This window comes from Shewanella sp. Iso12, assembly GCF_012030025.1.
GTDB classification, from domain to species: domain Bacteria; phylum Pseudomonadota; class Gammaproteobacteria; order Enterobacterales; family Shewanellaceae; genus Shewanella; species Shewanella algae.
Map to the genome: position 1 here is coordinate 125,620 of NZ_JAAUHW010000007.1, position 25,789 is coordinate 151,408.

Annotated in this window: 27 protein-coding genes; 16 read left to right on the forward strand and 11 right to left on the reverse strand. The window is 53.9% G+C overall.

Annotated features, from left to right (window positions below; genetic code table 11):
• Window positions 1–190: 190 nt before the first annotated feature.
• From HCX89_RS13420 to HCX89_RS13440, 5 genes are all read left to right on the forward strand, one after another.
• Window positions 191–526, forward strand: a complete 336-nt coding sequence (locus tag HCX89_RS13420) for a metalloregulator ArsR/SmtB family transcription factor (protein ID WP_028779633.1) — start codon at window positions 191–193, stop codon at window positions 524–526.
• 65 nt (window positions 527–591) lie between these two features.
• Entirely contained in the window at window positions 592–1,626 is a 1,035-nt protein-coding gene (arsB, locus tag HCX89_RS13425; protein ID WP_101059243.1) for an ACR3 family arsenite efflux transporter, read from the forward strand.
• A 1-nt stretch (window position 1,627) separates the two neighbouring features.
• Entirely contained in the window at window positions 1,628–2,641 is a 1,014-nt protein-coding gene (locus HCX89_RS13430) for an ArsJ-associated glyceraldehyde-3-phosphate dehydrogenase (protein WP_115389330.1), read from the forward strand.
• Window positions 2,642–2,652: 11 nt separating this feature from the next.
• On the forward strand, window positions 2,653–3,897 hold the full coding sequence (gene arsJ / locus HCX89_RS13435; protein ID WP_167716368.1) for an organoarsenical effux MFS transporter ArsJ: 1,245 nt from the start codon (window positions 2,653–2,655) through the stop codon (window positions 3,895–3,897).
• Window positions 3,898–4,020: 123 nt separating this feature from the next.
• Entirely contained in the window at window positions 4,021–5,475 is a 1,455-nt protein-coding gene (locus tag HCX89_RS13440; RefSeq protein ID WP_167716370.1) for an MBL fold metallo-hydrolase RNA specificity domain-containing protein, read from the forward strand.
• 174 nt (window positions 5,476–5,649) lie between these two features.
• Here the strand turns inward: HCX89_RS13440 and HCX89_RS13445 are convergent, their stop codons facing one another.
• On the reverse strand, window positions 5,650–5,889 hold the full coding sequence (locus HCX89_RS13445; protein WP_025009307.1) for a hypothetical protein: 240 nt from the start codon (window positions 5,887–5,889) through the stop codon (window positions 5,650–5,652).
• A 62-nt stretch (window positions 5,890–5,951) separates the two neighbouring features.
• Window positions 5,952–6,353, reverse strand: coding sequence for a hypothetical protein (locus tag HCX89_RS13450; RefSeq protein WP_025009308.1), 402 nt, complete (start codon window positions 6,351–6,353; stop codon window positions 5,952–5,954).
• Between the two features lie 237 nt (window positions 6,354–6,590).
• On the opposite strand from HCX89_RS13450, the gene HCX89_RS13455 reads away from it, so the two are divergent.
• Window positions 6,591–7,163 carry an SRPBCC family protein gene (locus HCX89_RS13455; protein ID WP_037436323.1) on the forward strand — a complete coding sequence of 191 codons (573 nt, stop codon included), beginning with the start codon at window positions 6,591–6,593 and terminating at the stop codon, window positions 7,161–7,163.
• Here HCX89_RS13455 and HCX89_RS13460 read toward each other — a convergent pair.
• A complete protein-coding gene (locus tag HCX89_RS13460; protein ID WP_093982033.1) occupies window positions 7,151–8,092 on the reverse strand; it encodes a sodium-dependent bicarbonate transport family permease in 942 nt (313 codons plus the stop codon). The two genes, HCX89_RS13455 and HCX89_RS13460, sit on opposite strands and share 13 nt — an antisense overlap.
• A 92-nt stretch (window positions 8,093–8,184) precedes the next feature.
• Here HCX89_RS13460 and HCX89_RS13465 point away from each other — a divergent pair, with 92 nt between their 5' ends.
• Window positions 8,185–9,144, forward strand: a complete 960-nt coding sequence (locus HCX89_RS13465; RefSeq protein ID WP_144226018.1) for a LysR family transcriptional regulator — start codon at window positions 8,185–8,187, stop codon at window positions 9,142–9,144.
• Between the two features lie 201 nt (window positions 9,145–9,345).
• Entirely contained in the window at window positions 9,346–10,713 is a 1,368-nt protein-coding gene (locus HCX89_RS13470; protein ID WP_167716372.1) for a sodium:alanine symporter family protein, read from the forward strand.
• 56 nt (window positions 10,714–10,769) lie between these two features.
• Here the strand turns inward: HCX89_RS13470 and HCX89_RS13475 are convergent, their stop codons facing one another.
• Complete coding sequence (locus tag HCX89_RS13475) at window positions 10,770–12,122, reverse strand: flavohemoglobin expression-modulating QEGLA motif protein (protein WP_028779643.1); 1,353 nt, start codon at window positions 12,120–12,122, stop codon at window positions 10,770–10,772.
• Between the two features lie 221 nt (window positions 12,123–12,343).
• Between HCX89_RS13475 and HCX89_RS13480 the strand changes: the two genes are divergently transcribed.
• Complete coding sequence (locus tag HCX89_RS13480) at window positions 12,344–13,309, forward strand: PDC sensor domain-containing protein (RefSeq protein WP_025009312.1); 966 nt, start codon at window positions 12,344–12,346, stop codon at window positions 13,307–13,309.
• 35 nt (window positions 13,310–13,344) lie between these two features.
• On the opposite strand, the gene HCX89_RS13485 is transcribed toward HCX89_RS13480, so the two are convergent.
• Window positions 13,345–13,527 carry a PA3496 family putative envelope integrity protein gene (locus tag HCX89_RS13485; RefSeq protein ID WP_025886854.1) on the reverse strand — a complete coding sequence of 61 codons (183 nt, stop codon included), beginning with the start codon at window positions 13,525–13,527 and terminating at the stop codon, window positions 13,345–13,347.
• 301 nt (window positions 13,528–13,828) lie between these two features.
• Here HCX89_RS13485 and HCX89_RS13490 point away from each other — a divergent pair, with 301 nt between their 5' ends.
• The 4 genes from HCX89_RS13490 (at window position 13,829) to rimK (ending at window position 19,119) form a co-directional block, all read left to right on the forward strand.
• On the forward strand, window positions 13,829–15,964 hold the full coding sequence (locus tag HCX89_RS13490) for a CHASE domain-containing protein (protein ID WP_243885272.1): 2,136 nt from the start codon (window positions 13,829–13,831) through the stop codon (window positions 15,962–15,964).
• A complete protein-coding gene (locus tag HCX89_RS13495) occupies window positions 15,961–16,392 on the forward strand; it encodes a response regulator (protein ID WP_025009315.1) in 432 nt (143 codons plus the stop codon). Before HCX89_RS13490 ends, HCX89_RS13495 begins: the two co-directional genes overlap by 4 nt.
• Window positions 16,393–16,404: 12 nt before the next feature.
• Window positions 16,405–18,132 (forward strand): bifunctional diguanylate cyclase/phosphodiesterase, encoded by a 1,728-nt coding sequence (locus HCX89_RS13500; RefSeq protein ID WP_028779647.1) that lies wholly within the window; start codon window positions 16,405–16,407, stop codon window positions 18,130–18,132.
• A gap of 81 nt (window positions 18,133–18,213) precedes the next feature.
• Window positions 18,214–19,119 carry a 30S ribosomal protein S6--L-glutamate ligase gene (rimK, locus tag HCX89_RS13505; protein WP_025009316.1) on the forward strand — a complete coding sequence of 302 codons (906 nt, stop codon included), beginning with the start codon at window positions 18,214–18,216 and terminating at the stop codon, window positions 19,117–19,119.
• A gap of 23 nt (window positions 19,120–19,142) precedes the next feature.
• Here the strand turns inward: rimK and HCX89_RS13510 are convergent, their stop codons facing one another.
• The 3 genes from HCX89_RS13510 to HCX89_RS13520 form a co-directional block, all read right to left on the reverse strand.
• Complete coding sequence (locus HCX89_RS13510) at window positions 19,143–19,835, reverse strand: TorF family putative porin (RefSeq protein WP_028779648.1); 693 nt, start codon at window positions 19,833–19,835, stop codon at window positions 19,143–19,145.
• A 266-nt stretch (window positions 19,836–20,101) separates the two neighbouring features.
• The gene (locus HCX89_RS13515) at window positions 20,102–20,374 is read right to left on the reverse strand and encodes an HU family DNA-binding protein (RefSeq protein WP_025009317.1); all 273 of its coding nucleotides are present in this window, start codon (window positions 20,372–20,374) and stop codon (window positions 20,102–20,104) included.
• Window positions 20,375–20,546: 172 nt separating this feature from the next.
• Window positions 20,547–20,942, reverse strand: coding sequence for a hypothetical protein (locus HCX89_RS13520; protein ID WP_117200268.1), 396 nt, complete (start codon window positions 20,940–20,942; stop codon window positions 20,547–20,549).
• 119 nt (window positions 20,943–21,061) lie between these two features.
• Here HCX89_RS13520 and HCX89_RS13525 point away from each other — a divergent pair, with 119 nt between their 5' ends.
• Complete coding sequence (locus tag HCX89_RS13525; RefSeq protein ID WP_167716374.1) at window positions 21,062–21,571, forward strand: DUF4240 domain-containing protein; 510 nt, start codon at window positions 21,062–21,064, stop codon at window positions 21,569–21,571.
• Window positions 21,572–21,577: 6 nt separating this feature from the next.
• Here the strand turns inward: HCX89_RS13525 and HCX89_RS13530 are convergent, their stop codons facing one another.
• Complete coding sequence (locus HCX89_RS13530; protein ID WP_044733623.1) at window positions 21,578–21,883, reverse strand: hypothetical protein; 306 nt, start codon at window positions 21,881–21,883, stop codon at window positions 21,578–21,580.
• 282 nt (window positions 21,884–22,165) lie between these two features.
• Here HCX89_RS13530 and HCX89_RS13535 point away from each other — a divergent pair, with 282 nt between their 5' ends.
• Window positions 22,166–22,690, forward strand: coding sequence for a DUF3016 domain-containing protein (locus tag HCX89_RS13535; RefSeq protein WP_145839623.1), 525 nt, complete (start codon window positions 22,166–22,168; stop codon window positions 22,688–22,690).
• Here the strand turns inward: HCX89_RS13535 and HCX89_RS13540 are convergent.
• Window positions 22,687–24,417 (reverse strand): bifunctional diguanylate cyclase/phosphodiesterase, encoded by a 1,731-nt coding sequence (locus HCX89_RS13540; RefSeq protein WP_167716442.1) that lies wholly within the window; start codon window positions 24,415–24,417, stop codon window positions 22,687–22,689. The two genes, HCX89_RS13535 and HCX89_RS13540, sit on opposite strands and share 4 nt — an antisense overlap.
• Before the next feature lie 121 nt (window positions 24,418–24,538).
• Window positions 24,539–24,850, reverse strand: a complete 312-nt coding sequence (locus tag HCX89_RS13545) for a hypothetical protein (RefSeq protein ID WP_025009323.1) — start codon at window positions 24,848–24,850, stop codon at window positions 24,539–24,541.
• 47 nt (window positions 24,851–24,897) lie between these two features.
• On the opposite strand from HCX89_RS13545, the gene HCX89_RS13550 reads away from it, so the two are divergent.
• Complete coding sequence (locus tag HCX89_RS13550; RefSeq protein ID WP_071239129.1) at window positions 24,898–25,785, forward strand: TraB/GumN family protein; 888 nt, start codon at window positions 24,898–24,900, stop codon at window positions 25,783–25,785.
• Window positions 25,786–25,789: the final 4 nt, after the last annotated feature.

Consider the following 25,789-nt stretch of genomic DNA (forward strand, 5'->3'; position numbering starts at 1 on the left):
CAGATCTCCAATTCCAACCCGACAAACTCCTCAAAATAGCGCTTGAACTATAGGCGTTTTTATATATGATTTAGCATATATCTGTTTATCCATATATCCTCCGAGTTGCTGAAGGTGCTCATTTGAGTGGCCAACGGAAACGGCAGATGTATGGCTGGTCGACCATTGGCCTTAAGGAGTGGCATTTATCATGGAACTAACCATTTTTTTCAAAGCCTTGGCCGATGAAACCCGGCTGCGCAGCCTGCTGTTGATCTTGCAGCAGGGAGAGCTTTGTGTCTGCGAGTTGACTGAGGCCCTGGCCTTGAGTCAACCGAAGATCTCCCGTCATTTGGCGCAGCTGCGAACTCAGGGGCTGCTGCAGGACAGACGCCGGGGCCAATGGGTGTTTTATCGTCTCAGCCCCGAGCTGGCACCCTGGTGCGAGCAGTTGCTGCGGGACACATTGACGGCCAACCCTGGCTTTATTGCTGATGAGCTGACTCGGCTGGAGGCCATGGCCTCGAGGCCGCAAGCTTGCTGTTGAAACCGGCCGGAATCTATCACTTGAGCGCCGGAAGTTAACCGCCGGGGGACCGGAGAGGGGGATGTATGGGAATTTTTGAACGTTGGCTCAGCCTGTGGGTAGGGCTGTGCATTTTAGCTGGGATAGCGCTGGGTTATCTGGCACCTGGTGTATTTGCCGCGGTGGCGGCGCTGGAATACGCCCATGTCAATCTGGTGATTGCCGTACTTATCTGGGTGATGATCTATCCCATGATGGTGCAAATTGACTTTTCCGCTATCAAGGATGTTGGCCGAAATCCCAAGGGATTGCTGCTGACGCTGGTGATCAACTGGTTGGTGAAGCCTTTTACCATGGCGCTGCTCGGCTGGCTCTTTTTCCGTTTTCTGTTTGCCCCTTGGGTAGAGCCGCAAACGGCGCAGGAGTATATCGCCGGGATGATCCTTCTCGGAGTCGCTCCTTGTACCGCCATGGTGTTTGTCTGGAGTCAACTGACCCGCGGCGATGCCAACTACACTCTGGTGCAGGTATCGGTCAATGATGTGATCATGATTTTTGCCTTTGCACCACTGTCGGCACTGCTGCTGGGGGTGAGTGATATTCAGGTGCCATGGGAAACCTTGATCCTATCTGTGGCTTTGTATGTGTTGCTGCCTCTATTGGCGGGGATCTGGACCCGCAAACACCTCAATAGCCGGCCAGAGGCGATTACGGCCTTGCTGTCCAGACTCAAGCCCTGGTCGATATTGGGGCTGCTGCTGACTGTGGTATTGCTGTTTGCATTGCAGGCCGAAACCATAGTGGCCCAGCCGCAAAATATTGTGCTGATCGCCATTCCACTGTTACTGCAGACTTACGGTATTTTCCTGCTGACCTGGTGGTTGGCGAAGCGTTTGCGACTGCCCCACAACATAGCTGCTCCGGCTTGCATGATAGGGGCATCCAACTTTTTCGAACTGGCGGTTGCCGTGGCTATCTCCCTCTTTGGTCTGCACTCGGGAGCGGCGCTGGCTACAGTCGTCGGGGTACTGGTGGAAGTGCCTGTGATGCTGTCCCTGGTGGCATTTGCCAATCGCCGCCGCGGTAATTGGCCTGCGGCCAACAAGTTAACGGAGAACTGAGATGACAATAAAGGTGGGAATTAACGGCTTTGGCCGCATGGGACGGCTGGCCTTGAGGGCTGCCTGGGATTGGCCGGAACTCGAATTTGTGCAGATCAATGACCCTGCAGGCGATGCCGCCACCCTGGCGCACCTGTTGGAGTTTGACTCGGTTCATGGCCGTTGGTCGCACCCAGTCGAGCATGAGGGCAGTGCCATAGTCATAGCCGGGCGGCGGATAGCGACCAGTCGCAATCAGGCCATTGCAGACAGCGATTGGTCTCAATGCGATCTGGTGATTGAGGCCTCGGGCAAGATGAAAACCAAGGCGCTGCTGCAGGCCTATCTTGATCAAGGGGTGAAACGGGTGGTGGTGACAGCGCCTGTGAAAGAGGACGGCGTCGCTAACCTGGTGATGGGGGTGAATCATCAGAGTTATGACCCGGCCAGGCATCTGATAGTAACAGCCGCATCCTGTACCACCAATTGTCTGGCGCCTGTGGTCAAGGTCATCCATGAGAACTTCGGCATTCGTCATGGCTCCATGACCACTATCCACGACATCACCAATACCCAGACCATATTGGATGCGCCCCATAAGGATCTGCGCCGAGCCCGCTCCTGTGGCCAGAGCCTGATCCCGACCACCACAGGCAGTGCCACCGCCATTACCCATATCTTCCCTGAGCTGAAAGGCCGCCTCAACGGCCATGCGGTCAGGGTGCCACTGGCCAACGCCTCGCTGACCGACTGTGTGTTTGAACTGGAGCAAACAGTGACAGAGCAACAGGTCAACGACTTGCTGCAACAGGCGGCCGAGACTGAGCTCAAGGGCATTCTCGGCTTCGAGTCGCGGCCGCTGGTGTCGGTGGACTACAAGACAGATCCCCGCTCCTGCATAGTGGATGGGCTGTCCACCATGGTGATCAACGGCACTCAGCTCAAACTCTACTGTTGGTATGACAATGAATGGGGTTATGCCAATCGCACCGCCGAATTGGCGCTGATGGTGGGCCGTTTGGACCGGGATGCCTGAAGGACAACACCATGGTTGAAATGAGTCCGGCGCTGCGCCAATACCTGCTGATCACCGGCAATTACTGGGCCTTTACCCTGACAGATGGTGCGCTACGCATGCTGGTGGTGCTCTATTTCTATCAGTTGGGTTACGGTGCGCTGGCCATTGCCATGCTGTTTCTCTTCTATGAGTTTTTCGGTGTGGTTACCAATCTGTTGGGCGGCTGGCTCGGCGCCCGTTTGGGGCTCAACCGCACCATGAATATCGGCCTTGGGCTGCAGATAGTGGCGCTGGCCATGCTGTTGGTGCCTCAGGCCTGGCTGACCATTCCCTGGATGATGGCGGCCCAGGCACTGTCGGGGATTGCCAAAGATCTCAACAAGATGAGTGCCAAGAGTGCCATCAAGACCCTGGTACCCAAGGATGCGGCCCAGGCAGGACAGACCCTGTATCGCTATGTGGCGCTGCTAACCGGTTCCAAGAACGCCCTCAAAGGGATAGGTTTCTTCCTCGGCGGCGCCCTGCTTAGCCTGCTGGGATTTGCCGGTGCCATTGCCACCATGGCCGCTGTTTTGACCTTGGTGTGGCTGAGCTCGCTGCTGTTTCTCAAGGCGGAACTGGGCCTGGCCAAGAATAAGCCCAAGTTCAGTGAGCTGTTTTCCAAGAGCCAGGCAGTGAATATTCTCTCTGCGGCCAGGCTGTTTCTGTTTGCTGCCAGGGATGTTTGGTTTGTGGTGGCCTTGCCTGTGTATCTGGCCAGTCAATTTGGCTGGGATCACTGGCAGGTGGGGGGCTTTCTGGCCGGCTGGATTATCGCCTACGGCTTGGTGCAGGCCCTGGCGCCCAGGCTGACCGCCAGGACTGACGGCAAGACAGTCGGCAAACATAAAGGCTCGGCCTTGCCGGGACGGGAGGCGGCGCTCTTCTGGTGCGGCCTGCTCGCTCTGGTGCCCGCACTTATCGCCCTTGGGCTTGGTAGCCAATACTCGCACGTCTGGCTGATCGGCGGCCTGTTGCTATTCGGCGCCTTGTTTGCGGTGAACTCTTCGCTGCACAGTTTTCTGATTGTCAGTTATGCCCGTGAGGATGGGGTATCCCTGGATGTGGGGTTCTACTATATGGCCAACGCCGCCGGGCGCTTGCTGGGCACAGTGCTTTCCGGTGCGCTGTTTCAGTGGTGGGGGCTGGAGGCTTGTCTTTGGGTTTCCAGCGCCATGTTACTGCTGACATTGGTTATCTCCCGTGGTCTGCCGGAAGAGCATGAGGCGCAATGATCCACTGCAAAATTAGACTATAAGGGAGTGTCACTTTTTCCCATAAGGGCATAGGCTTAGGGAAGGTGCGGCAGAGTTTTTCCGCAGCTTCATTGGCCGAATTGTTTCAAAGAGGGAAGTGTCATGTCCATGAGTTTGCAGTTTTGGGGCGCCACCCAAGAAGTCACAGGTTCCTGCCATCTGTTGCGGGTCAACGGCGAAAGCTTGCTGTTGGATTGTGGTCTTATTCAGGGAGGGCGGCAGGATGAACTGCGTAACCATGAAGCCTTTCCCTTTGCTCCTGAATCCCTGACTGCCGTGGTGTTGAGCCACGCTCATATTGACCATTCGGGGCGCCTGCCCTTGCTGGTGAAGCAGGGTTTTAGCGGACCCATCTATACCCATAAGGCCACCATGGAGCTGTGCGCCATCATGCTCAAGGATGCCGCCATGCTGCAGCAGCGTGATGCCGAGCGGCAGAATCGCAAACGTGCCAAGCAAGATCTCGAGCCCATAGAGCCGCTGTTCACCGAAGAAGATGTCGAACTGGCACTGACCCGCTTTATTCCACTGGACTATGGCACCAAGCTGGATCCCATTCCCGGTGTGACCCTGTGTCTGAGTGATGCCGGCCATATTCTGGGTTCGGCGCTACTGGAGCTGTGGATCAATGATGGCAACACCCAGAAAAAACTGGTGTTCAGTGGCGATCTCGGCCGCGCCGGTATGCCGATTCTGAGAGACCCGACGCTGATCCAGCGGGCCGATCTGGTGCTGATGGAAAGTACCTATGGCGATAGGTTGCACCGTAGTTGGGAGGCGACCCTGGAAGAACTCAAGGGGATCTTCGCTACAGCCATCAGTGAGAGCCGTGGCAATATCCTGATCCCTGCCTTCTCGGTTGGCCGGGCGCAGGAGCTTTTGTATCTGTTTCACCTCTATGCCGGGGAGTGGGATCTGTCACGCTGGAAAATCTGCCTCGACAGCCCCATGGCCATAGAGGCCACCAAGGTGTATATCAATAACTATCCCTTGATGGACGAGGACTTCAAGCGTTTCGTGCATCAACACCCCGGGCAGCACCCGCTGCTGTCTGGGATAGAGTTTATCCAAAGTACCGAAGAGTCGATGGAACTCAACGACGTACACCAGGGGCTTATCATTATTGCCGGCAGCGGCATGTGTAACGGCGGTCGTATCCGCTGTCATCTGGAACACAACCTGTGGCGGCCCGAGTGCGACATCATCATCTGTGGCTTTCAGGCACTGGGAACCCCGGGGCGGCTGTTGGTCGATGGCGCCAGTGAGCTCACCATCAACGGTAATTCAGTGAATGTCGCCGCCAGAATTCACACAGTCGGTGGGCTGTCGGCCCATGCGGATCAGGCCGAACTGCTGCGCTGGTACCGTGAGTTTGAGGGGGCGCCGCCACTCATTCTGGTTCACGGTGAGCCGGATGCCCAGCGGCAACTCCTGAGTGTGCTGGAACATGCCGATGGCGTGCAGCCCAAACCAAGACCCCAGGCCTCGGCCATAGCGACCGAAGGCGACAAGCTGGATCTCAGCCGTTTACCCGAACTGAGCTGGGTTGTGGGCTAAATTTTAGTGGGAAGTCATAAACTTAACTTTTCGGTTCATTCCCTATGGTAGGCCGAGCGCTATGACGTTGAATCAAAAGAGAATTAACCTGGGCTATTTTTATCTTTGCTATTAACAACAAATAAAGACGCCCCTTGATAAAGGAGCGTTTTTACTGTTGGCGCAAACTTGACTTTAGCCCTGGTGCTGCCAGAGGATCTCCAGCTCATCGGCTTCGCCCATGGCCGTTTCCAACAGGTTGACGAGCTCGGCATCGGCACCGCTGGCCTTGAAGGTTTCTATTTGAGTGCGGTTCAGCCAGTAATCCTGGTCGGCATCATGCTCTTCTACCAGGTTGTCGATCAGATACTGCAGCTGCTGCTCAGAGATATGGCCGATAAAAGCGCCGGTTTCTTTATTGCTGAGTTTGATCATTCTCTCTCCTTGGGTTGATGTGGCCTCAGTGGCCGGAAATCACAGCTCGCACTATATCTTGTTCAGTAAGTGCGTTGAATCCCATGTTTTGTCATAAAGCTCTCCTCATAAACGACCCCGGCCAGGGTGGCGATAGCCAGGCCAAGTACCAGTGCCAGCAGCAGAGGCTTACAAACCCCCATGGGCACCAGCCAGATCAGCAGCAGCGCCAATACGCAGATGCCACCGCTTATGGGGTTAAACAGCAGTTCCATGCTGATATCGAAGGCACCCAAGGATTCGGCGTCCTGATAGCGTCGGAAATGGAGCAGGAAATAGAGGGCGGCGCAAAGCAAACTGACACTGGAAAATGCCAACAGCCCGCTGAGGCTGAAAGTTTCTTTGAAGTATAAAGTGGCCTGGTAACCCGCCACAGTCAGTATTGCCAGCCAGATAACAAGCAATGGCGCCAGGATAAATCCCATTACAGTCCCTTGATTAGACGTCCATGTTTACAGGTGACTGTAACCTAAAAGCATTTGCACAACAAATCGCCTGAGGGGATTTGTGGCTTGGTTCGCTTCTCGGCCAGGGTTTGCTTGTGCAGGCGGTTTCAAGAAGGCTATTTCAATCTCTAACGACTTGGTTACTTTTTGGTCTGTTTGCAGGATATACTCAGGCAAGTAATTGTTGTCGGAAGAAAACTTGTTTGGAGAATCCTTATGCGTTTTATCAAGACACTGTTTATCCTGTTGGCACTGATAGTGGCTGTGCCGCTGATTGCCGCCCTGTTTGTCAAAAGCGACTACCAGGTGACCACCAATGTGGTGATAAACCGCCCGGTGGCTGAGGTCTATGACTATGTGAAATATCTGAAAAATCAAGATAACTTCAGCGTCTGGGCCAAGATGGATCCGGCGATGAAGCGCAGCTATCGCGGCGTTGACGGCACTGTCGGTTTTGTCTCTGCCTGGAAGAGTGATAATCCGGAGGTGGGCCAAGGTGAGCAGGAGATAGTCGCCATGGAAACTAACAAGCGCATCGATTATGAGCTCAGGTTTCTGACTCCCTTCGAGGCCACTGAACCTGCCTACATGCTATTTGAACCCTATGAAGGCAATAGAACCAACCTCAGTTGGAGCTTTAAGGGGCACCTGGATTACCCGACGAATCTGATGTTTCTGTTTGTTGACTTTGAAACCATGATCGCCACGGATCTGCTGCGCGGGCTCAGCAATCTCAAGCTGTTACTCGAATCTGAACCCACGCCGCAGGAACAGATTCAGAGCCCGTAAATCCAGGCCACCCATTGACGGTAAAGATTAAGCCCTATCAACAGGTTAATCGGAAAGGTGACCCCCAGCGAGGCCAGCATGGCCACGCCGATATTGGCCGATGGGATGGCCGCGCGGATCGCCGCCGGTGCCGCAATGTAAGAGGCGCTGGCGCAGAGGCCGGCCAGTACCAGTGCCGAACCGGCGGGTAGCCCCAGGGCGTGACCTGTAATGATCCCCACCCAGGCGAGTACGAAAGGCGTGACGGCAGCGAATGCCAACAGGCGCCAGTGACTCAAGGGCAGCGGAGCACAAACCCTGGCGGTACACAATCCCATCTCCAGCAGGAACAGCGCCAGCAAGGTCTTGAATCCCTGCATCAGCACAGGGCTCAAAGAGGCCAAGCCCTCAGAGCCGTAGCCCCATCCGATAAGCACGCCGCCCCCCAGCAATATCACCCCACGGCTGGTAAGCGCTTCAAGCAGGATATTACCGCCGCGTCCCGGCTTATCCCGGTTCAGGCGTCGATAGAGCCACAACATGACTATGATGGATGGCAGCTCCAGCAGTACCAGATAGAGAGTGGTTTCGGGCTTGAGTGGCCAGCCCAGCTGCTCTGTCATGGCGTAGACAACGGCAAAAGTCCCGGCACTGACCGAACCGTAGTGGGCGGCAATACTGATGGCATCGCTCTGTGGCAGGCGGACCACTTTTTTCAATATGGGATACAGGGCCAGCGGGATAGCCAGTCCCAGACCTATCACTAACCCCAGCTCGGCAAAAGACAGCTGATCTGTGTGGCCGTGCAGCGCCATGCCGCCCTTGAGGCCCAGGGTCAGCATTAACAGTATGGAAAGGGTTTCGTAGGTGGATTCGGGGACTCTGAGATCCGATTTGAGCAGACCGGCCAACAGGCCTAGGCCGAAAAAGGCAATAACAACATCAGGCATGGGGTTCTCCTTGTTAGACGGCTGGAGATTGTGCTCGCCCGGCGCTATATTGGAAAATAAATTATTCACTACATATATATAGATAATTATCTATGGATCTTCGCCATCTCAGCCTGCGCTTGTTGCAGGTGTATATCGAAGTGGTCCGGCGGCAGAATATTTCCGCCGCTGCCAGACACTTGTATCTGACTCAGCCGACCGTGTCGCTGCAATTGAAAAAACTGGCCGAGCTGGTGGGTGAGCCCTTGCTGGAAACCGGCCCGGGGGGACTGCGGCCGACTCAGGTTGGGCAGGAGCTGTACCGGGCCGCCGTCGACGTGATGACCCGTTTGGAAGACTTCAACGGCATGCTGGCCAAGGTGCGGGAAGGGGAGAGCGGCCACATCAATATCGGCCTGGTGACCACGGCCAAGTACGTGGTGCCGCGGATCCTCGGCGCCTTCTATCGTCGTTTCCCCGGTGTCCGAGTCACACTGAACATAGGTAACCGTGCCCATGTGCTGAATCGCTTTGAGCATCTGGAAGACGATCTCTACCTCTTCAGCCATCCTCCCAGGGGCGAAACTGTGCAATCGGCACGGATCATCCGTAACCCACTGCAGCTGATTGCCCCCAGAGATCATTGGGCCGCCGGGCAGAGTGAACTCAAGTTTGAGCAGCTCAGTCGCGAGCGCTTTCTCATCCGTGAGCCGGGGTCGGCTACTCGGTTAATGTTTGAATCCTGGCTCAGCGGTCAGGGGATGGAACTGGGCGACTGTATGCAGATAGAGAGCAATGAGGCCATTCGCCTAGGGGTCGCCTCGGGGCTGGGGTTATCTGTTATCTCGGCCCATACCCTGGAGGAAGGGCGTGAGCGCCCGGCTATTCTGGATGTGAAAGGCTTCCCGCTGGAAAGCAATTGGTATCTGGTGAGCCGTAAAGACAGGCGTATGCCCTATGCGGCGCGGCAATTGGTGCACTTTATGGCAGAACATCTGCAGCAGTGCATAGAGGCCGAATGGGTGGCCGGTGACATAGCCCAGCTGCCGGCCAACCTGGGATTGGTCGACTGAGTCTTATCCTAATTAATCCAGCTCGCGTTTGTGCCCTTTCTCTTAAGGGGGCGTGGACGTTGAGTGCTTTCGCTTCCCGGCGGGAGGTTTAACAGTAGGTTTCCAATTGTTAATCTTTCGTTGTAATCTGGGTGTTCCTTATGCAGTTTTTGCCATCACAGATGGAAACTGCAGCGATAACAATAACTACACGAGGTTGGAATGGAAACAATAATGGAGTGGGTTAGCCAGCTCAACAGCCTGGTTTGGGGTGTGCCCATGCTGGTGATGATCCTGGGGGTAGGACTGTTTCTGTCCATAGGTTTGCGCTTTATGCAGCTTCTCAAGCTGGGGAGAGGCTTCCGTTTACTCTGGTCCGGGCGGATCCCGGATAAAGACACCAATATGAAAGGGGAGATCAGCCCCTTCAATGCGCTGATGACGTCACTGTCGGCCACCATAGGTACAGGGAATATCGCCGGGGTGGCGACGGCAATCTTTCTTGGCGGCCCGGGGGCACTGTTCTGGATGTGGTGCACCGCGCTGGTGGGAATGGCCACCAAGTTTTCTGAAGCCGTGCTGGCGGTCAAGTATCGCGAGGTCGATGATAGTGGCAATCACATAGGCGGCCCCATGTACTACATCAAGAATGGTCTCGGCCAGAAATGGGCCTGGTTGGGAACGCTATTCGCCTTATTTGGTGGTTTTGCCGGTTTTGGTATCGGCAACACAGTGCAGGCCAACTCGGTGGCCGATGCCTTGGACAGCAACTTTGGTCTTCCAGCCTGGGCAACCGGCTTGGCGATGATGATCCTGGTGGGGGCAGTCCTGATGGGTGGCATCAAGCGGATTGCCGACGTTGCCGGTAAGTTGGTACCCCTGATGACTGTGTTTTATATCACCTCAGGCTTGGCTGTGATTGTGGTCTATTTCGATCAGATCCCGGCGGCGCTGGAGCTGGTATTCGAGAGCGCCTTCAACCCAGTGGCGGCCCAGGGCGGTTTCGCGGGTGCGGCAGTGTGGGCCGCCATACGTTTCGGGGTGGCCCGAGGGGTGTTTTCCAATGAAGCAGGTCTTGGCAGTGCGCCGATTGCTCATGCAGCAGCCCAGACCAATAACCCTGTGGCTCAAGGACTGGTGGCCATGTTGGGTACCTTTATCGATACCATAGTGGTCTGCTCCATCACAGGTTTGGCGATTATCGTTTCCGGTGCCTGGACCTCGGGGGAAACCGGCGCGGCCTTAACCTCCTACGCCTTCAGCCACGCTCTGCCCATAGGGCAGTACATAGTGGCCGTGGCACTGGCTATCTTCGCCTTTACCACCATTCTCGGCTGGAGCTTTTACAGTGAAAAATGCGTGCAGTATCTATTTGGTACCAAGGCCATAGTGCCGTTTCGCCTGGTCTGGACTCTGATGGTGCCCGTGGGAGCCATGGCGTCTTTGGACTTTATCTGGCTGGTGGCAGATACCTTGAATGCCATGATGGCGATCCCCAACCTGATAGCCCTGGCGCTGCTCAGCCCAGTGGTCTTTGCTTTGACTCGGGAATACTTCATCAAGCAGCGCCAGGCCGAGTTGCAAAAATAGCGAGCCAATTGGGTTAGAACCAAAAACAGGGCGACTCGAGTTGCCCTGTTTCTTTATCAGTCGGCGTTGCTGTCAAACTCAGTGTCTTCCAGCAACTCGAACATAGGTTCGGCATTGGGTAACTGTTTGAACAGGCGGCTGAAGTGCCTCTGCACCCCCTTGAGGTCTATCCCGGCCATCCCGGAGGCGAAACCAAACCAGGCGTAGAGGCCACTGAAGTTGTCAAACATGGGCGGCAGATACTTGGGGGCGGCAATAAGCCCCTCCCTGTGGGCTTGATAAAGCACGGGGATATCCTCAATGGCCAGCTTGCCGACAAACAGCATAGGGATAATCTCCGGGATCCCGGCTGTGATGGCGGAGCGGATAAAGTTAATGTTTTCCACATAGCCACGTACATAGGAGATATCCTTGGTGAAGTAGCTGCCACCCTGCACCATGCCGCCGCGAAACACCCGCTGAGTTACCCGGTAACTGTCTCGTTTGCTGAGATTCTGGCCGCAGAAATAGTTGAATACTTCAATAAAGTCGGCACCTTGCTCGGCCATATCGACCGCGGTGATCCTGTCGCTGATACGCCTGGCCCGCCCTGGGTTGGAGCTCAGGGTAATGGTTTCCATCAATACGGCCAGCCCTTCCTGGGCTGCTGCTACCCTGGGAGAACCGACGCTGAGCCAGGTGGCCCAGGGTTGAGCCCGACCATTGAGGGTGGTGCCCACATGCACCCAGCCCTCATGCACCTCGTAGACATCAAGATCCGATTGGCTGAACAGCGCCTTGCTGTTGAGCTTGACCGTGTCGCCGCCCACGGCGGCATCCGAGACTATGCCATCACTGAGACGCACCCGAATATCGTCGCTGTGAAAGTAATCTTTCAGACGGCGGCCGAGTATATCCACCGCTTCAGGCGCGGCGATTTCTTTGGGGTGATGACGATTGCTGCGCAGCGCTGCCGGCAGCGAGAAGATGTAACTCAGACGGTCGCCGAGCTGTCTGAGATTGTGTCTGTCACCATGGAGTTTGTGGTTGGCGCTGCCGTAGAGGCGACGGCTGAATTCGCCGAAGTCGGCCTTGCCGCGGTGTTGCAGCATGTCGATAACCTGAAGATATTGCTCGATATTGGCTATCAATATCTTGCCCAGCTTGTCGTATCTTCCCAGGCGCTTGCGGGTCTGCAGACGCAGTTCGGTCAACTCTTGGCGGGTCTTATCCGGGTCAAAAGGCAGCGGCAGACGCTGGTAAAACTCGGCGTCTATGGCGGGTAATTGCTTGCCGTTACTCTCGAGAAAACGGGCTTCCATCTCTCTCGGCCACTTGATGGCATCGAGGATTTTTATCGGCGTCTGCAACCGGATCAGCTCGTCCGAGAGGCGCCGCAGATCCTCTTTATAAGCACTTGTGTCTGGCATCAATAGTCTCCTCGGAAGACACAGGTTATTGGCGGCTATCATCTTGGATAACGCGCTGTCTGGCAACAGAATTTATCTTTGCCAGATCTTGGTGCAACCGCTTGGTTATTGAGCATAGTCGCCCCAGATGATTTAAGCTAATTAATTGATATTCATCATGTTGCATTGTTGGCATTCAAGCTGCTTACCTGAGATAGATGGCCGGAATTTCAGGAGCAGTTATGGCAAACATGAGTTACTTGAGTGTGATTGAACGTTTTCATGAGTATCAGCCGCTAATCGATGAACTATTGCAGTCGATTCTGACCGGAATGGCCGACTCTCAGCTCTTTGACGACACAGGGCGGGCCATCAGGGTGTTTTCTGAAGTAGCAGCCTGCTATCCCTTCGTGGAATTGATGTATTTACTCGACGAAAATGGTCACCAAGTGAGCCCGAATCTGGCGCTTATCAAGCAAAAGATCAAACTGCTGGCTGTGGGTGAACACCCGGATCGCAGCCAGCGCCCCTATTTTCTCAATGCCAGCGACAAGAGCGGGGTACAAATAACTTCACCTTATCTTTCCAATGCTTCCGGGCAATTGTGTCTGTCGGCATCTCTGGGAGTGAGTCGTTTGGATGCCAGTCGCGGCTTTGTGGTAGTGGATATCAACCTGACCCGGCTGATTGAATTTATGATGGGCGACAGTCACAGGCGCAAGGTGACGCCACTGTTCAAGGCGGTTTATCTCACTCTGGTGACAGGGTTATTCATCATAGTCGGGGTACTGGTGCTGATTTCGGCCAGGGATATCTGGCACTTGTTGGCGCAGGGGCCGCAGCTGGCTCATGACTCACTCAAGCCGTTCGGGATCATCATCTATATCACCCTGGCCTTGGCGATATTCGATCTCGGCAAGACCATACTGGAAGAGGAGGTGTTGATGCATAAAGACATCTTCCGCCACAGCTCCACCCGGCGAACCATTACCCGCTTTGTTTCCACCATATTGATCGCCATCTCTATTGAGGCCTTGCTGACCATGTTCAAGGCATCACTCGGGCAGGTGGAATATATTCAGGGAGCGATTTTGATGATGCTGGCAGTGGTTGGTTTATTGGTGGCTTTGGGACTATACGTCTGGTTGGGAGCAAAAGCCGAGGCCCTGCTTATTCAAACCCAGTCTTTGCGGGGGCGGCAAGGATAAGGAGGATGTTGCTGACACCCTCCCATATCTGAAAGCTAAAACATATCGTCATCATCGAGCCCCATGGCTCGTCTGAGTTCCAGGCGCTCCAGGTAATCTTCCAAGCGGCGTTTTACCTGACGTTTGTGCTGCAGTGCCTTCTCGGCCTGACGGTTTTTTGGGGTGGTCATCGCTTCAATTTCAGCATCGTTGGGCACGAGTTCAACAATATGGGCCATAACGAATTCCTCACGGTTTATCCAAGGATTTTCTAGCCAAAAAAGCATTGGCTGAAAAGCAAAAATTTTTGTCTAACAAAGCAAATGATTCTGTCCGTCCCTCTACTCAGTATTAGCCTTGGTTAAACTGAAATCTAGCACTGAGTCGCAACAGGAAGTGAGATCGAGACAACATTTTGACGATCTTTTACAAGGACCTAAAACTTGGGGATTTTTTGCTGTTTTTGACTTGTTTTTTCCATGATCCTGACCAGAATTAACCTCATAGCATTCGCTTTATTGGCTAAGGACTAGGCTGTTTATGATCCAGGACGATCGTCTCACCGCATCATCCTACCCAGCAAAAAGCTTCGGTTTTTCCACTCCGGCCTCGGTTTGGCTGATCATGTTGGTGGCGCTTCTGTTCACCTGCCTGGGGTGGTATCTGTTCAATCAATATGCGGAGCAGCGCGGACGTGAGCGCTTTGAGTATCAGGCCATGCTGGTCAAAGATGCCATAAGAGATCGTCTGTTGACCTATGAGCAGGTGCTGCGGGGCGGTGTGGGCCTGTTTATGGCATCCGATGGAGTGACTCGTGAGGAGTGGCATGAGTATGTGACCAACGCCAAGATGGAAAGCTTTTATCCCGGGATCCAGGGGATAGGCTATAGCGTTATTTTGCACCCGGAGCAACTGGCGGCCCATGAGGAGGCCATCAGGGCTGAAGGCTTTGATGAGTATCGGGTGTACCCGTCCGGCGAGCGCGACACTTATCAGGCCATCATCTATCTGGAACCTTTCGATTGGCGTAATCGGCGGGCATTTGGCTATGACATGTATTCCGAGCCGACTCGCCGTGAAGCGATAGACAGAGCCATCAACACAGGGGAGGCGGCGATCTCCGGCAAAATCACCCTGGTACAGGAAACCCAACAGGATATCCAGGCCGGTTTTTTGATGTATTTGGCGCTTTATGATGAATCTGCCGCCGGCCCCAAGGCCGCCAAGGGCGTGGTCTATGCCGCCTTTCGGATGAACAACCTGATGCAAGGCATTTTGGCGGATAAGTTTCCCTCCCTGATTCTGCAGGTATTTGATGGCGATACCGCCTCTGACACTTCGCTGCTGTACAGCACTGAGGAGGAAGGCCAGGCTACCAAAACCTACAACCATGTGTTGCCGCTTAAAGTCGGTGGTCATCAATGGTTGCTGAAAATCGGCGCCGACAAGAGTTTTGTCTCCGAAACCGAGAAGCTGCAAAGCAAGCTGATGCTTGGCATAGGCGTGCTGTTTATCATGGTGTTGTTCTATTTCTTGCTCAATAACGCCAGAGCCAGGTATCAGGAAGGCTTGCTAGCCAATGAGATCCTTGCCAATGAGAAACGCTTCCGTCTGGTTATTGAGGCCTCGCCATCGGCGCTGATCATGGTAGATGGTCATGGACTCATCACTCTGGTGAATGCCCATACAGAGCAACTGTTCGGTTACGCCCGGGACGAACTATTGGGCCGCAGCGTGAACATACTGCTGCCGGAAAGTCTGCATAAGTCGCACAATCGGCACATGGGCGGTTATCTGCAGCAGCCGATTGCCAAGAATATGTCCCAGCGCGATGATCTGTTCGGCCGCGCCAAAGACGGTTCTTTGGTGGCGGTCGAAGTGGGGTTGACCCCAATCCATTTCACCAATGGCCAGTCGATTCTGGCCACTATCAACGATGTGTCGGATCGCAAACGGATTGAAGCCGAAAAAGCCCGCCACACAGAGGAGCTGGAGAAGATCAACCGTGAGCTGGACAGTTTTGCCTACATAGCCTCTCACGATCTCAAGTCGCCGCTGCGTGGCATAGAGCAGTTATCCGAGTGGTTGGCAGAAGATCTCAGCGACAACAGCAGTGAACAGGTGCAAAAGTATCTGCGACTGATCAAGAGCCGGGTACAGCGAATGGTACTCTTGCTGGACGGCCTGCTGACTTTCTCGCGCATAGGCAGGGTGGATACCGAGTTGACGGAAGTGGACAGCAAGCAATTGGTGCAGGATACCTTCAGCTTGGTGGCGCCGCCAACCGGGTTCAAGCTGACTATCCTGTCTGATATGCCGTTGCTGACCACGGCCAGAGTACCGCTGGAGTTGGTTTTCCGAAACCTGTTCAGCAACGCCATCAAACACCACGACAAGGGTGAGGGGGTACTCAGCGTCAGCAGCGAGCGCCAGGGCGACTATTATTGTTTTTGTGTCACGGATGACGGCCCAGGGATAGCTGCCAAGTTTCATCATAAAATTTTCGCAATATTCCAAACGCTTAAGCCAAGAGATGAAGTTGAAGGCAGTGGCCTTGGTCTCTCTTTGGTGAAAAAGTCGGTGGAAAACATGGGCGGCAAGATCTGGGTGAAATCGGAAGGGCGTGGTTGCAGCTTTTACTTCACCTGGCCGGCCCACTTCAAGGAGGAGTCATGAGTCAAACAGCCAGATACAAGGAAGTGACTATTCTGTTGGTGGACGACGACGATGTCGACTTCATGGCGGTGCAGCGGGCGATGCAGCAGCTCAGGCTGCTCAACCCCTTGGTCAGAGCCAGAGATGGGCTGGAGGCCTTGGAGATGTTGGGCGACGGTCGGGTGCGCTGCCCCTATCTTATCTTGCTGGATCTCAATATGCCGCGGATGAATGGCCTGGAGTTTCTCAGCCATATCCGCAATGACCCTGTGCTGTCTCTCTCCGTGGTCTTTGTGTTGACCACCTCAAGCGCCGATGAAGACAAGGTTGAGGCTTATAAGCATCATGTGGCCGGCTATATGGTCAAACATGAAATAAGCGATGGTTTTTATAATATTTTCAATATGCTGGAAAGCTATTGGCGTATTGTTGAGTTGCCGGAAGCCTGAGGGATGGAAAGCATGAATCTGCTGTTGATCGATGATGATGAGATAGACAGAGCCGCTATCATCCGCGCCCTGGATCAATCGTCACTGGCGTTCAAGGTGATGGAGGCCAACTGTGCCCAGAGTGGCTTGGAGTTCGCCTGCCAGCAGCGTTTCGACGGCATACTGCTCGACTATATGTTGCCCGATGCCAATGGTCTGGAAGTATTGAGCCGCCTCAATGAATCGGCCGGAGAGCAAACCGCGGTAGTGATGATCTCCCGTTATGAAGACGACAAGCTGGCGCAGCGCTGCATCGAGTTGGGGGCGCAGGATTTTCTGCTCAAGGATGAAGTCAATACCAGCCGCTTGACCCGTGCTATCCGCAATGCCAAGCAAAGGGCTTCCATGGCGTTGGCATTGCGCCAAAGCCACGAGAAACTCAAAGAGCTGGCCGAACATGATTCCCTGACCAAGCTGGTCAATCGTTACGGTTTTGAGCTCTGCCTGAATCGTACCTTGAGTCAGGTCAAGCGTCATCAGGACATGCTGGCGGTGATCCTCTTGGATCTGGATGATTTCAAGGGTATCAACGACACCTTAGGGCACCAGGTGGGGGATATCCTACTGGTGGAAGTGGCCAACCGTCTCAGTGCGGCGCTCAGGGAAGGGGATCTCATTGCCCGTCTCGGCGGCGATGAATTTGTAGTGCTGGTGACCGAGTCGGAGAATCGTTACTTCCCGATGGCGGTGGCCAACAGGCTGCAAAGGGCCTTTGAAGAGCCTTTCCCTCTGGGGGAACATGATGTGCTTATCGGTGCCAGCATTGGCATTGCAGTGTACAGCGATTCTGTCTGTGACAGCTCTGAGCTGCTCAAGTGTGCCGACATTGCCATGTATCGCGCCAAGAAGGTGGGCCGCAACCAGATCCAGTTCTATTCTGAAGAGTTGGCCAGAGAAGTCAGGTTTCGCAACCGCATCGAGATGGGCCTGAGAACCGCGCTGGAGCGGGATGAATTCAGGGTCTTTTATCAGGGGAAATTCGATGCGATTTCTGGCGAGCTGTTGGGAATGGAGGCCTTGCTGCGCTGGCAACATCCTGAAGATGGCCTGCTGGCGCCGGACAGTTTCCTGCCGATAGCCGAAGAGATAGGCCTGGTAGATGAGATAGGCGAGTGGGTGTTGGCACAGGCCTGCGCGCAAACCGTCAAGTGGCTGGCCATGCTGGCTCCGGTAGGCAAGCAGTTATCTGTGGCGGTTAACCTGTCACCGTCGCAGATCATTCGTGAAACCCTGTATCAGACCATAGTCAGGGTATTGCAGCAAACCGGGCTGCCGGCTTCGCTGCTGGAGTTGGAGCTCACCGAAAATGCCTTGATAGAGGAACCGCTGGAACTGGCCAAGGTACTGGAGCGGATAGCTGCACTGGGAGTTGTTTTCTCTCTGGATGATTTTGGCACCGGCTTTTCATCCCTCGAACACATCAAGTACTTTCCCATCAATGTGCTGAAAATCGACAAGAGTTTTGTGGCTTCGGTCGAACAGGATGAACGCGGCAAGCGTCTGTTGTCGGCCTTGATCAACTTTGCCAACGGCTTTAACGTGGTGTCAGTAGCCGAGGGCATAGAAACCGAGGCGCAGGCGCAGTTTTGCCGTGAGCGGGGCTGTAACCTGCTGCAGGGGTATCTCTATTGTCGGCCGATTCAGCCCCAGGATTTTGAAACCCAGCATATTTTACCTTTGCTGGCCGAGGGGGATGTTTGATTTTACTTGCCTATTGGCAAGGGATAGTCAAAGATGCCACTTCTTTTGCTGGGCCATAACTCTTTGGCGGATCACTCAAACATGAAAATCGGTATTCTCTCTCAATTTCCCGAGCTCTATTCTACCCGCAGGCTGGTGGAAGCCTGTGAGGGACGTGGTCATCAGGCCAGGGTGATCAATCCACTCAACTGTTATATGAACATCAACTCGGTGCAGCCCAGTATTCATCTTGAAGGTGAGGAACTCAGCGGTTTTGATGCCATTATCCCGAGGATCCATGCCAGTGTGACTTTCTATGGCTGTGCCCTGGTACGCCAGTTCGAGATGATGGGGGTGTACGCCGCCAATGACTCTATCTCCATAGCCCGCTCAAGGGATAAGCTGCGGGCACTGCAGTTGCTTTCCCGTAAAGGGGTGGGTATGCCGGTCACAGGTTTTGCCAGCAAGCCGGATGATATTCCGGATCTCATCGCCATGGTGGGTGGTGCGCCGCTGGTGATAAAGCTTTTGGAAGGCACCCAGGGGATAGGCGTGGTGCTGGCCGAAACTAAAAAGGCCGCCGAGAGCGTTATTGAAGCCTTTCTGGGGCTTAAGGCCAATATTCTGGTGCAGGAATATATCAAAGAAGCCAACGGCAGTGATATTCGCTGCTTTGTGGTGGGCGACAAGGTGGTTGCGGCCATGAAACGTCAGGGCCCGGAGGGGGATTTTCGCTCCAATCTGCATTTGGGCGGCAGCGCCGAGAAAATCAAGATTACCCCTCAGGAGCGCAAGACAGCCATTGATGCGGTCAAGGCGATGGGGCTGGCTGTTGCCGGGGTGGATATTCTTCGCTCCGAGCGTGGCGCCTTGGTGCTTGAAGTCAATTCAGCTCCGGGTATTGAAGGTATAGAGTTGACCACAGGTATCAAGGTGGCCGAGCCGATAGTGGAGCATATCGAAAAAATGGTTGCCGCCCGTAAACGCAATCGTCCTGTCATCGCCTGATTGCGCCTCGGGCTTTCCCATCCTTAGAATTCGAACTCATAGACATAGCTGAGCACTATCTTGGCATCGTCGTCCGGCAGATCCGTATCGGCCACCATAAAGGAGACTGAGCCTATGCCGGTTTCCTTGCTGATGGCCAAGTGGTAGTCGGCGTAGTCGGAAACCCCGAACCAACTCTGCACCACATCACCGTCTGAATAACCATAGTGTGCCGTCAGCGTCACGGTTTCCGTGATGGGATAGCTGAACCCGGCGTGGATATAGCTCAAATCCTTGTTATCCAGTGGCGCAGCGGCCACGTCATCACCGGCGTTAACCACCTTGGCATAACCCAACTCAAACCACTTCCAGCTGAGAGTCAGCGCCAGCTCACCAAAGTCGATATCGCCTTCGGCATCCGGGTAGCCATAGTAGAGATAGCTGATGTCATAGCCAAAGTCTTCGCCTATGCTGCCGGAGTAACCACCGTAAAAATCGAGCTCGTAACTGGTATCGTCACCAAAGTCGACATTGGAGGCCCAGGTTCCCAGGTAAAAACCCGAGTCGTGGCTATAGTCTATACCGCCTTGAACGGCGACAGAGTCATCCGTCTGGGTGGTGCCGCGCCACAGATAGTTGGAGGCGGCACCTATATTCCCCGATACAGCGGCCTGGGCTTCGCCGGCCACCAACAACAGACCTGCAATAACTGACAGTGAAAACTTGGTGTGTTTCATTCTCATCCCCTCGATGGTTTGGGTTCTGGAGCCGGGCAAGCTTGACCGGTGCAGATACTCGTTATTGTCTGTGCGGAATGAGCGAATCCTGTGCCAAGTTTAAATAGGCATTAAATACATGTGGTTAGCTTTTGAGTGTGATGCAGGTTAAGGAAATGTTGCATTTCGCTGGGGCGGGCTGCACTTTTTTTGTGCAATGGAGTGTTGGGAACCTCAGGCAATAAAAAACGCCTCAACATGAGGCGCTTTCATCCGTGAAAAGCGGCTTAGTTGACGCTGTCACGCAGTGCCTTGCCGGCCTTGAACTTGGGAATAGTGGCGGCAGGGATTTGGATCTCTTTACCGGTTTGCGGGTTACGACCAGTGCGGGCTGCACGGGTTGAAGTTTCGAAAGAGCCAAAGCCTACGATGGAGATTTTAGTTCCTTCTTTCATGGCATCGGTCACTGCTACTTCGAACGACTTGAGTGCGCGGGCAGCTTCTGCCTTGGACAGGTTGGCGTGTTCTGCCATTTTAGCGATCAGTTCAGTTTTGTTCATCTGGAGCGTCTCTTCTTTCCGTCGATAAGTTATTATTGCCCATCTAACATGCCATAAGGTTTTTGGCTTGAAAAGGCCTTTCAGCGGGCTTCTTGGGCTTTATCCGCTATTTTTTAACCAAAAAGACACAAAATTGTGAGCCGGTCGCCGATTTCCTTAAATTCAGTGCGATCTAGTCAGACTTTTCCTGCTGCAAAAAGCGCTTGGTCCTGCCGGAAAAAGCCACCCAATACTGGAATAACAGCAAGGCCAGCAACACAGTCGCCAGCGGCAGCAAGGGGATATTTCGCCCTGCCAGCTCCAGTTTGACATCCTGCGGCGTAATCTGCAGTGCAACCAAAGCCGTAGTGGCAAATGCCATGAGTCCCAGAGTCTGAATAAAGAGATAGATACGCAATGCCCACAATGACCAGGATGTGCGCATTACTATGCCTACCAATACAGGGATGACTCCCAAGGTAAACAGATCCACAGCGCCGGTGCTGATGGTGCGCCACAGTGCTACCACAGCCAGTACCAGGTAGAGGATACAAAGCAGTACCAATGGTATTGGTCTTGAAATGGACATAAATGACTCCTGTGAGAAATTGGCCTAAGTCTATGGAAAGCCCTGGGGGGAGTCCAGCCGGATTTTAATCGCTTTTTGCGGTAAAATAACCGCCGACATTTTTGGCAGGATAACACTCAATGACAGAAGAGCAGTTTTGGGAGCTGGTCAGCCGCGACTTTCCCGAACAGGACCAACAGCAACTCCAGGCGCGTTTGACCGAAAAACTGCAAGGTCTTAGCGATGATGAACTGGCAGAGTTTGATAAACACTTTGCTCGGCAGCTCAGGCTGAGTTACAGCTGGGATCTCTGGGGAGCTGCTTACATCATCGCCGGAGTCGATTCAGATTATGGCTTTGCCGAGTTTCGCAACTTCCTGGTGACTCTGGGTAAGGAGCGTTATCAGGCGGCCTGCAATGCAGCGGATTCGCTGGGGGAACTGGAAGTTTGGCCGCAGCTGAATGGCTATGCTTATCCTTTTGTTGAGGAGATAGATCTGCTGGCCGGCCAGCTATACGAGACCCGTACCGGGAAAGAGTTGCCTTTTGTGCCTTCGGGGCTGAGTCAGCCCAAGGGTAAGCGTTTCAACGATCAACCCAAGGCACTGCGCAAGCTTTACCCCAAGCTCAGCGCCCGTTTCCCTTTCTAAGCAGGCTTAGTCGTTGCGCATCTGTTCACACTGAAAGCCCTGACGGCGGGAGTCGAAGCGGCAGTAGCTGCCACACTCCCAAGGTGCCCCCTCCGCGGCCTGGGACTTCTCGATGGCAAACGCCTTACAGCTGCCATAGTCGCCAAAATCGTCCTCTTTGATATAACGCCCAGAATCGAAGCCATGGGTATAAATGAAGGCGCTCCAGGTTTCCGGCCCCTTGGGTTTGGCATCCTGATTGATGGCGACGAGAACAATTCCCAGGGCGGTAAATAGTCCCAAGGTAATCAGCAAAGACGGCGAGAATTTCACTGGCGCTCCTGTTGTGACTGGTTTTTTTAGCTCTGCTATTAGATTACTTCCTCGGGCCTGACTCAAGCAGCCTTGTGTTAAAGCTTGTTGGTGCTGCTACAAATTGATACTCAGGTTAACGCATTTTTGTGGGTGGCTATGAAAAATAACAAAATAAAATAATTACTTATAACAGGATGATGTTCGCATATTAGTTTTGCGTTAAGCCCGGATTCAGGTTAAATTTTATACTCTGAGTTTGAACCAAATGCATACTGACATTCGCTCCCAAAGGAGGCTGATATGAAAATCAGATATCTGTTACTTGCAGCTGCCCTAGCCTCTGGCTCGGCGCTGGCGGCCGACAAGGTCGATGAAAACCCGGTTACCGAGTCGGGTAAGGTAAAAATTGAGTGGCAGTCACCCAAGGATTTTCGGGACATCAAGTCTGCCAGCGAGCTGCAATCCCGTTACGAAAAACGTCTGTTCGAGACCTTGACCAAAGCCTTGGATAAAGACGTTTCCTCATCTCTAAAAGACAACCAAAAGCTGGAACTGACAGTCACAGACGTGGATTTGGCCGGCGATGTGCGGCCTACTTTTGGCGCTACCGCCAACGATATACGTGTAGTCAAGAACGTTTATCCGCCCAAGATAAGCTTCAGTTATCGCTTGTTGGAAGGCGATCAGGTGGTCGTTGCCGGCGATGAAAAGCTGACTGATATGCAGTTTCTCGACCATGTAGACAGAATTAACAGCGACAGCTTCCGTTATGAAGAAAGAATGCTGAAAGACTGGTTCCAGAAAACACTCAAGCCTAAACTCTAAGCCGTCCTCGGCATCTCCAGCAAGCACAGCCCTTGGGTGCTGTGCTTGGCTTGTTTTTTTGCCAGTGCACACAAGCGGGACAACTCATGCTCGCTGGCGTCCAGACTCAATGGCGGTGGCAGTATTCCGACGCTGAGGCGCAGTAGCGGTTGAAGGCATTCCTGCCCTTGTCTGTCCTGTGCAAACAAGTGTTGTCTTTGCCAGTGCTCGTCACTGAAAAACTGCCTCTTGCCCTGTTCAAACTCTGCCAATATTTGCTGACAAACCCCGAGCAGTTGCGGCTCTGTGCCTATCATTACGAAATCATCCCCACCCACGTGGCCGATAAATTGCGCCTTGCCGTATTGTCTAAGCAGGCCGGCGACAGCCCTTATCACTTCATCACCGCGACTGAAGCCGTAGATGTCGTTATAGGGTTTGAAATGGCATAGATCAAAATAGGCCAGATAGAAATGCTGTCGCAGTTTGCGCAGCCGTTGCAGCTCTTCCTGAATGGGCACATTCCCGGGCAATTCAGTCAATGGGTTGGCGTGGCGCGCCGTCTGTATTCTGTGTTCAGTGATGCGCTGCAGCAGCTCGCGGGTATGGCCCAGACCGATGAAGTCGCCCTGACGCAGAATAATGAATTCCTGCGCTATTTCGGTACCAGGCTTGGCGGTGAGTTTTTGACTCACCCGCGACAGCGGCGTGGCCGCATCGACCATAAGCACATCTTTGTCCATGAGCTCTGTGACCGCCTGGTGCTCATGAAGGGCGCGGCCATAAGGCCGGGAAAACAGCTCCATCAGTCGATGGCGATAGACCAGCCCCAAGGGTTGTTTCTGCTCCAGCACCACCATGCACTGAAGCTCCGGCTGGGAGAGAAAGCGTTCGCTCAACTGCTTGAGTTCGGTATCAGAGCAGCAGGTTTGCGCCTGATGGCACAGGCTCTCTGCTGCCTCGTTGTATCTCGGTTGTTCCTGCTGACGAATGGCAAGATAGCGGGTCTGCAGTTGCCTATCAGGTTGCGCCTCGGGTCTGCCAAGCAAAAAGCCCTGACAATAGGTGATCCCGAGCTGACGCAGTATCGTCAGCTCGGCTTCTGTCTCTATGCCCTCGGCGATGACTTTACAGGTCAGGCTTTGGCACAGTTCTATGATGGAGCGGACAAACTCCTGTTTAACCGGAAACTTATCTATCTGATGGATAAAGTGGCGATCAATTTTGACATAGTCGGGCGAGAGTTCTGACCAGAGGCGCAGGCCTGAGTAGCCGGCGCCAAGGTCGTCGAGTGCGGTCAGAAACCCTTGATTGCGGTAGTGATCCAGACAGGCTTTGAGCTGATCTATGTCATCGGCCGGGTATTGTTCCGACAGCTCTATCACCACATTGGATGGTGCTATGCCGAACTGTTGCAAGAGTTTGAGTGTTTGCCCCTTGGGATGACTTGGATCCAGCAGTGCCTTGGGGGAGATATTGATAAACAGCTTGCCCGGCAGTTGTCTTTGCTGGAATTGCGCTATGGAGACCCGGCGGCACAAGGTCTCCAGCTCGGAGAGGCGTCCCAGTCGTTCGGCGGTTCTGAACAGATGAAATGGAGAATGAACGCTGCTGCCGATAGGGCCGCGGCTTAGGGCTTCAAAGCCATGAATACTGTTGCTGTCTATGTTGATAATCGGCTGAAACAGTGCGGTGATATCCTCTTTATCCAACACACTTCTAAGCTCAGCAATCCTGTCTATGGCCATCAAACTGCAATACCTCACCAGGCCCCAAATCGGATAGAGTCTAGGTGTTGCAAGTGACACTAAGATGACAAAGCCGGGCTTGACCCGGCTTATCGGAGTGATTTTGCGGTTTGAACTCTTGCTATTTACTCTGTTGTTTAAATTTTTGCAGCGTCTGCAGCAAGACCGCCAGTTTCGGCAGCAGCGCCTCCAACTGTTCCGGGGTGGGCGCCGTTTCGGCTTCAAGATCCGCTACCGCCTGTGCCAGCTCCTGTACATAAGGGAGGAAGCGATTACTGCATGTGGTAAAGCCTTGCTCTTGGGTGAATACGGCAGAAAACTTTCCATGGCCGGCCTGTTGCAGCTGATCCAGACGGTTATCGGCATCGACAGCCTGACGGTAAGCGGTCTGCAGATTGGCTTTCAGTTGCTCAATGACCTTGGTGTATGGCATAACAGCCTCTAACTGGTGAACTTTGGCTGAAATTATAAGGAACAGGGATGCGCGCAACAAGTCGACTGCTGTGGATCTTCTTCGGATGTGGCTTGCTTTTAAGCGGTATGGCCCAAGCAAGAGATGGCGACAAGCCGCCTTTCCATCAGTTGGAGTTTGCCGGTAAGACGGCTTTTCTCATGGGCTCAGTGCATGTCGGCAAGGCCGACTTCTACCCACTGCCAAACCAGATAGAGCAGGCCTATCGCCACGCCGGTGCTCTGGTGCTGGAAGCCGATGTCCGCGATCCTGCGGCGCAGCAGTTGCTGCAAAAGTATGGCTTGAAGGCCGCAACACCTGATGAGGAAACCCAGACGCTGCTGCAGGGATACTGTGGCGGCAAGCCTTTGTGCCGGCAATTGGCGATGATGTCCCCCTGGTTGCAGTCGGTACAGATCAGTATGCAGCGCTTCGTAGAGCTGGGTTATCAACCCAGTCTGGGTGTGGAACAGTATCTGTTGGATGGGGTCGGTGATAGACCCGTGCTGGAGCTGGAAAGTACAGAAATGCAGTTGGCACTGCTGGACTCGCTGGCGCTGGAGTATCAGTGGAGTATGGTTAGGGAGAGTATTCGCGGCGAAGATCGGGAGATCCAGGCGCTGATCACGGCTTGGCGCAGCGGTAATGAAAAAGCGTTGGCGGAGTTGATGTTGCATCAGCTGTCCACCGAAGGTGAAGACGTATTGCTGGAAAAACTGCTGTGGCAGCGTAACCAAGGCATGGCCGAGCGCCTGTTGAGTCTAATGGGTTCCAATCAGGCGCCACTATTTGTGGCCGTCGGTGCCGGGCATCTGGCCGGCAAAAAGAGCCTACTCGAGTACCTGCATAAAGTCGGAGTCAGCAGCCGTAACTGCTGGCGGCAAAGCTGTGATATACCGCCCGGCGAGGCAAACTGAGGCG

What these genes read in the sequence shown, in the direction of transcription:
- HCX89_RS13420 (WP_028779633.1), top strand. Translation starts at nt 191, where the DNA reads ATGGAACTAACCATTTTTTTCAAAGCCTTGGCCGATGAAACCCGGCTG.
- arsB (WP_101059243.1), top strand. Translation starts at nt 592, where the DNA reads ATGGGAATTTTTGAACGTTGGCTCAGCCTGTGGGTAGGGCTGTGCATT.
- HCX89_RS13430 (WP_115389330.1), top strand. Translation starts at nt 1,628, where the DNA reads ATGACAATAAAGGTGGGAATTAACGGCTTTGGCCGCATGGGACGGCTG.
- arsJ (WP_167716368.1), top strand. Translation starts at nt 2,653, where the DNA reads ATGGTTGAAATGAGTCCGGCGCTGCGCCAATACCTGCTGATCACCGGC.
- HCX89_RS13440 (WP_167716370.1), top strand. Translation starts at nt 4,021, where the DNA reads ATGTCCATGAGTTTGCAGTTTTGGGGCGCCACCCAAGAAGTCACAGGT.
- HCX89_RS13445 (WP_025009307.1), bottom strand. Translation starts at nt 5,889, where the DNA reads ATGATCAAACTCAGCAATAAAGAAACCGGCGCTTTTATCGGCCATATC.
- HCX89_RS13450 (WP_025009308.1), bottom strand. Translation starts at nt 6,353, where the DNA reads ATGGGATTTATCCTGGCGCCATTGCTTGTTATCTGGCTGGCAATACTG.
- HCX89_RS13455 (WP_037436323.1), top strand. Translation starts at nt 6,591, where the DNA reads ATGCGTTTTATCAAGACACTGTTTATCCTGTTGGCACTGATAGTGGCT.
- HCX89_RS13460 (WP_093982033.1), bottom strand. Translation starts at nt 8,092, where the DNA reads ATGCCTGATGTTGTTATTGCCTTTTTCGGCCTAGGCCTGTTGGCCGGT.
- HCX89_RS13465 (WP_144226018.1), top strand. Translation starts at nt 8,185, where the DNA reads ATGGATCTTCGCCATCTCAGCCTGCGCTTGTTGCAGGTGTATATCGAA.
- HCX89_RS13470 (WP_167716372.1), top strand. Translation starts at nt 9,346, where the DNA reads ATGGAAACAATAATGGAGTGGGTTAGCCAGCTCAACAGCCTGGTTTGG.
- HCX89_RS13475 (WP_028779643.1), bottom strand. Translation starts at nt 12,122, where the DNA reads ATGCCAGACACAAGTGCTTATAAAGAGGATCTGCGGCGCCTCTCGGAC.
- HCX89_RS13480 (WP_025009312.1), top strand. Translation starts at nt 12,344, where the DNA reads ATGGCAAACATGAGTTACTTGAGTGTGATTGAACGTTTTCATGAGTAT.
- HCX89_RS13485 (WP_025886854.1), bottom strand. Translation starts at nt 13,527, where the DNA reads ATGGCCCATATTGTTGAACTCGTGCCCAACGATGCTGAAATTGAAGCG.
- HCX89_RS13490 (WP_243885272.1), top strand. Translation starts at nt 13,829, where the DNA reads ATGATCCAGGACGATCGTCTCACCGCATCATCCTACCCAGCAAAAAGC.
- HCX89_RS13495 (WP_025009315.1), top strand. Translation starts at nt 15,961, where the DNA reads ATGAGTCAAACAGCCAGATACAAGGAAGTGACTATTCTGTTGGTGGAC.
- HCX89_RS13500 (WP_028779647.1), top strand. Translation starts at nt 16,405, where the DNA reads ATGAATCTGCTGTTGATCGATGATGATGAGATAGACAGAGCCGCTATC.
- rimK (WP_025009316.1), top strand. Translation starts at nt 18,214, where the DNA reads ATGAAAATCGGTATTCTCTCTCAATTTCCCGAGCTCTATTCTACCCGC.
- HCX89_RS13510 (WP_028779648.1), bottom strand. Translation starts at nt 19,835, where the DNA reads ATGAAACACACCAAGTTTTCACTGTCAGTTATTGCAGGTCTGTTGTTG.
- HCX89_RS13515 (WP_025009317.1), bottom strand. Translation starts at nt 20,374, where the DNA reads ATGAACAAAACTGAACTGATCGCTAAAATGGCAGAACACGCCAACCTG.
- HCX89_RS13520 (WP_117200268.1), bottom strand. Translation starts at nt 20,942, where the DNA reads ATGTCCATTTCAAGACCAATACCATTGGTACTGCTTTGTATCCTCTAC.
- HCX89_RS13525 (WP_167716374.1), top strand. Translation starts at nt 21,062, where the DNA reads ATGACAGAAGAGCAGTTTTGGGAGCTGGTCAGCCGCGACTTTCCCGAA.
- HCX89_RS13535 (WP_145839623.1), top strand. Translation starts at nt 22,166, where the DNA reads ATGAAAATCAGATATCTGTTACTTGCAGCTGCCCTAGCCTCTGGCTCG.
- HCX89_RS13540 (WP_167716442.1), bottom strand. Translation starts at nt 24,417, where the DNA reads ATGGCCATAGACAGGATTGCTGAGCTTAGAAGTGTGTTGGATAAAGAG.
- HCX89_RS13545 (WP_025009323.1), bottom strand. Translation starts at nt 24,850, where the DNA reads ATGCCATACACCAAGGTCATTGAGCAACTGAAAGCCAATCTGCAGACC.
- HCX89_RS13550 (WP_071239129.1), top strand. Translation starts at nt 24,898, where the DNA reads ATGCGCGCAACAAGTCGACTGCTGTGGATCTTCTTCGGATGTGGCTTG.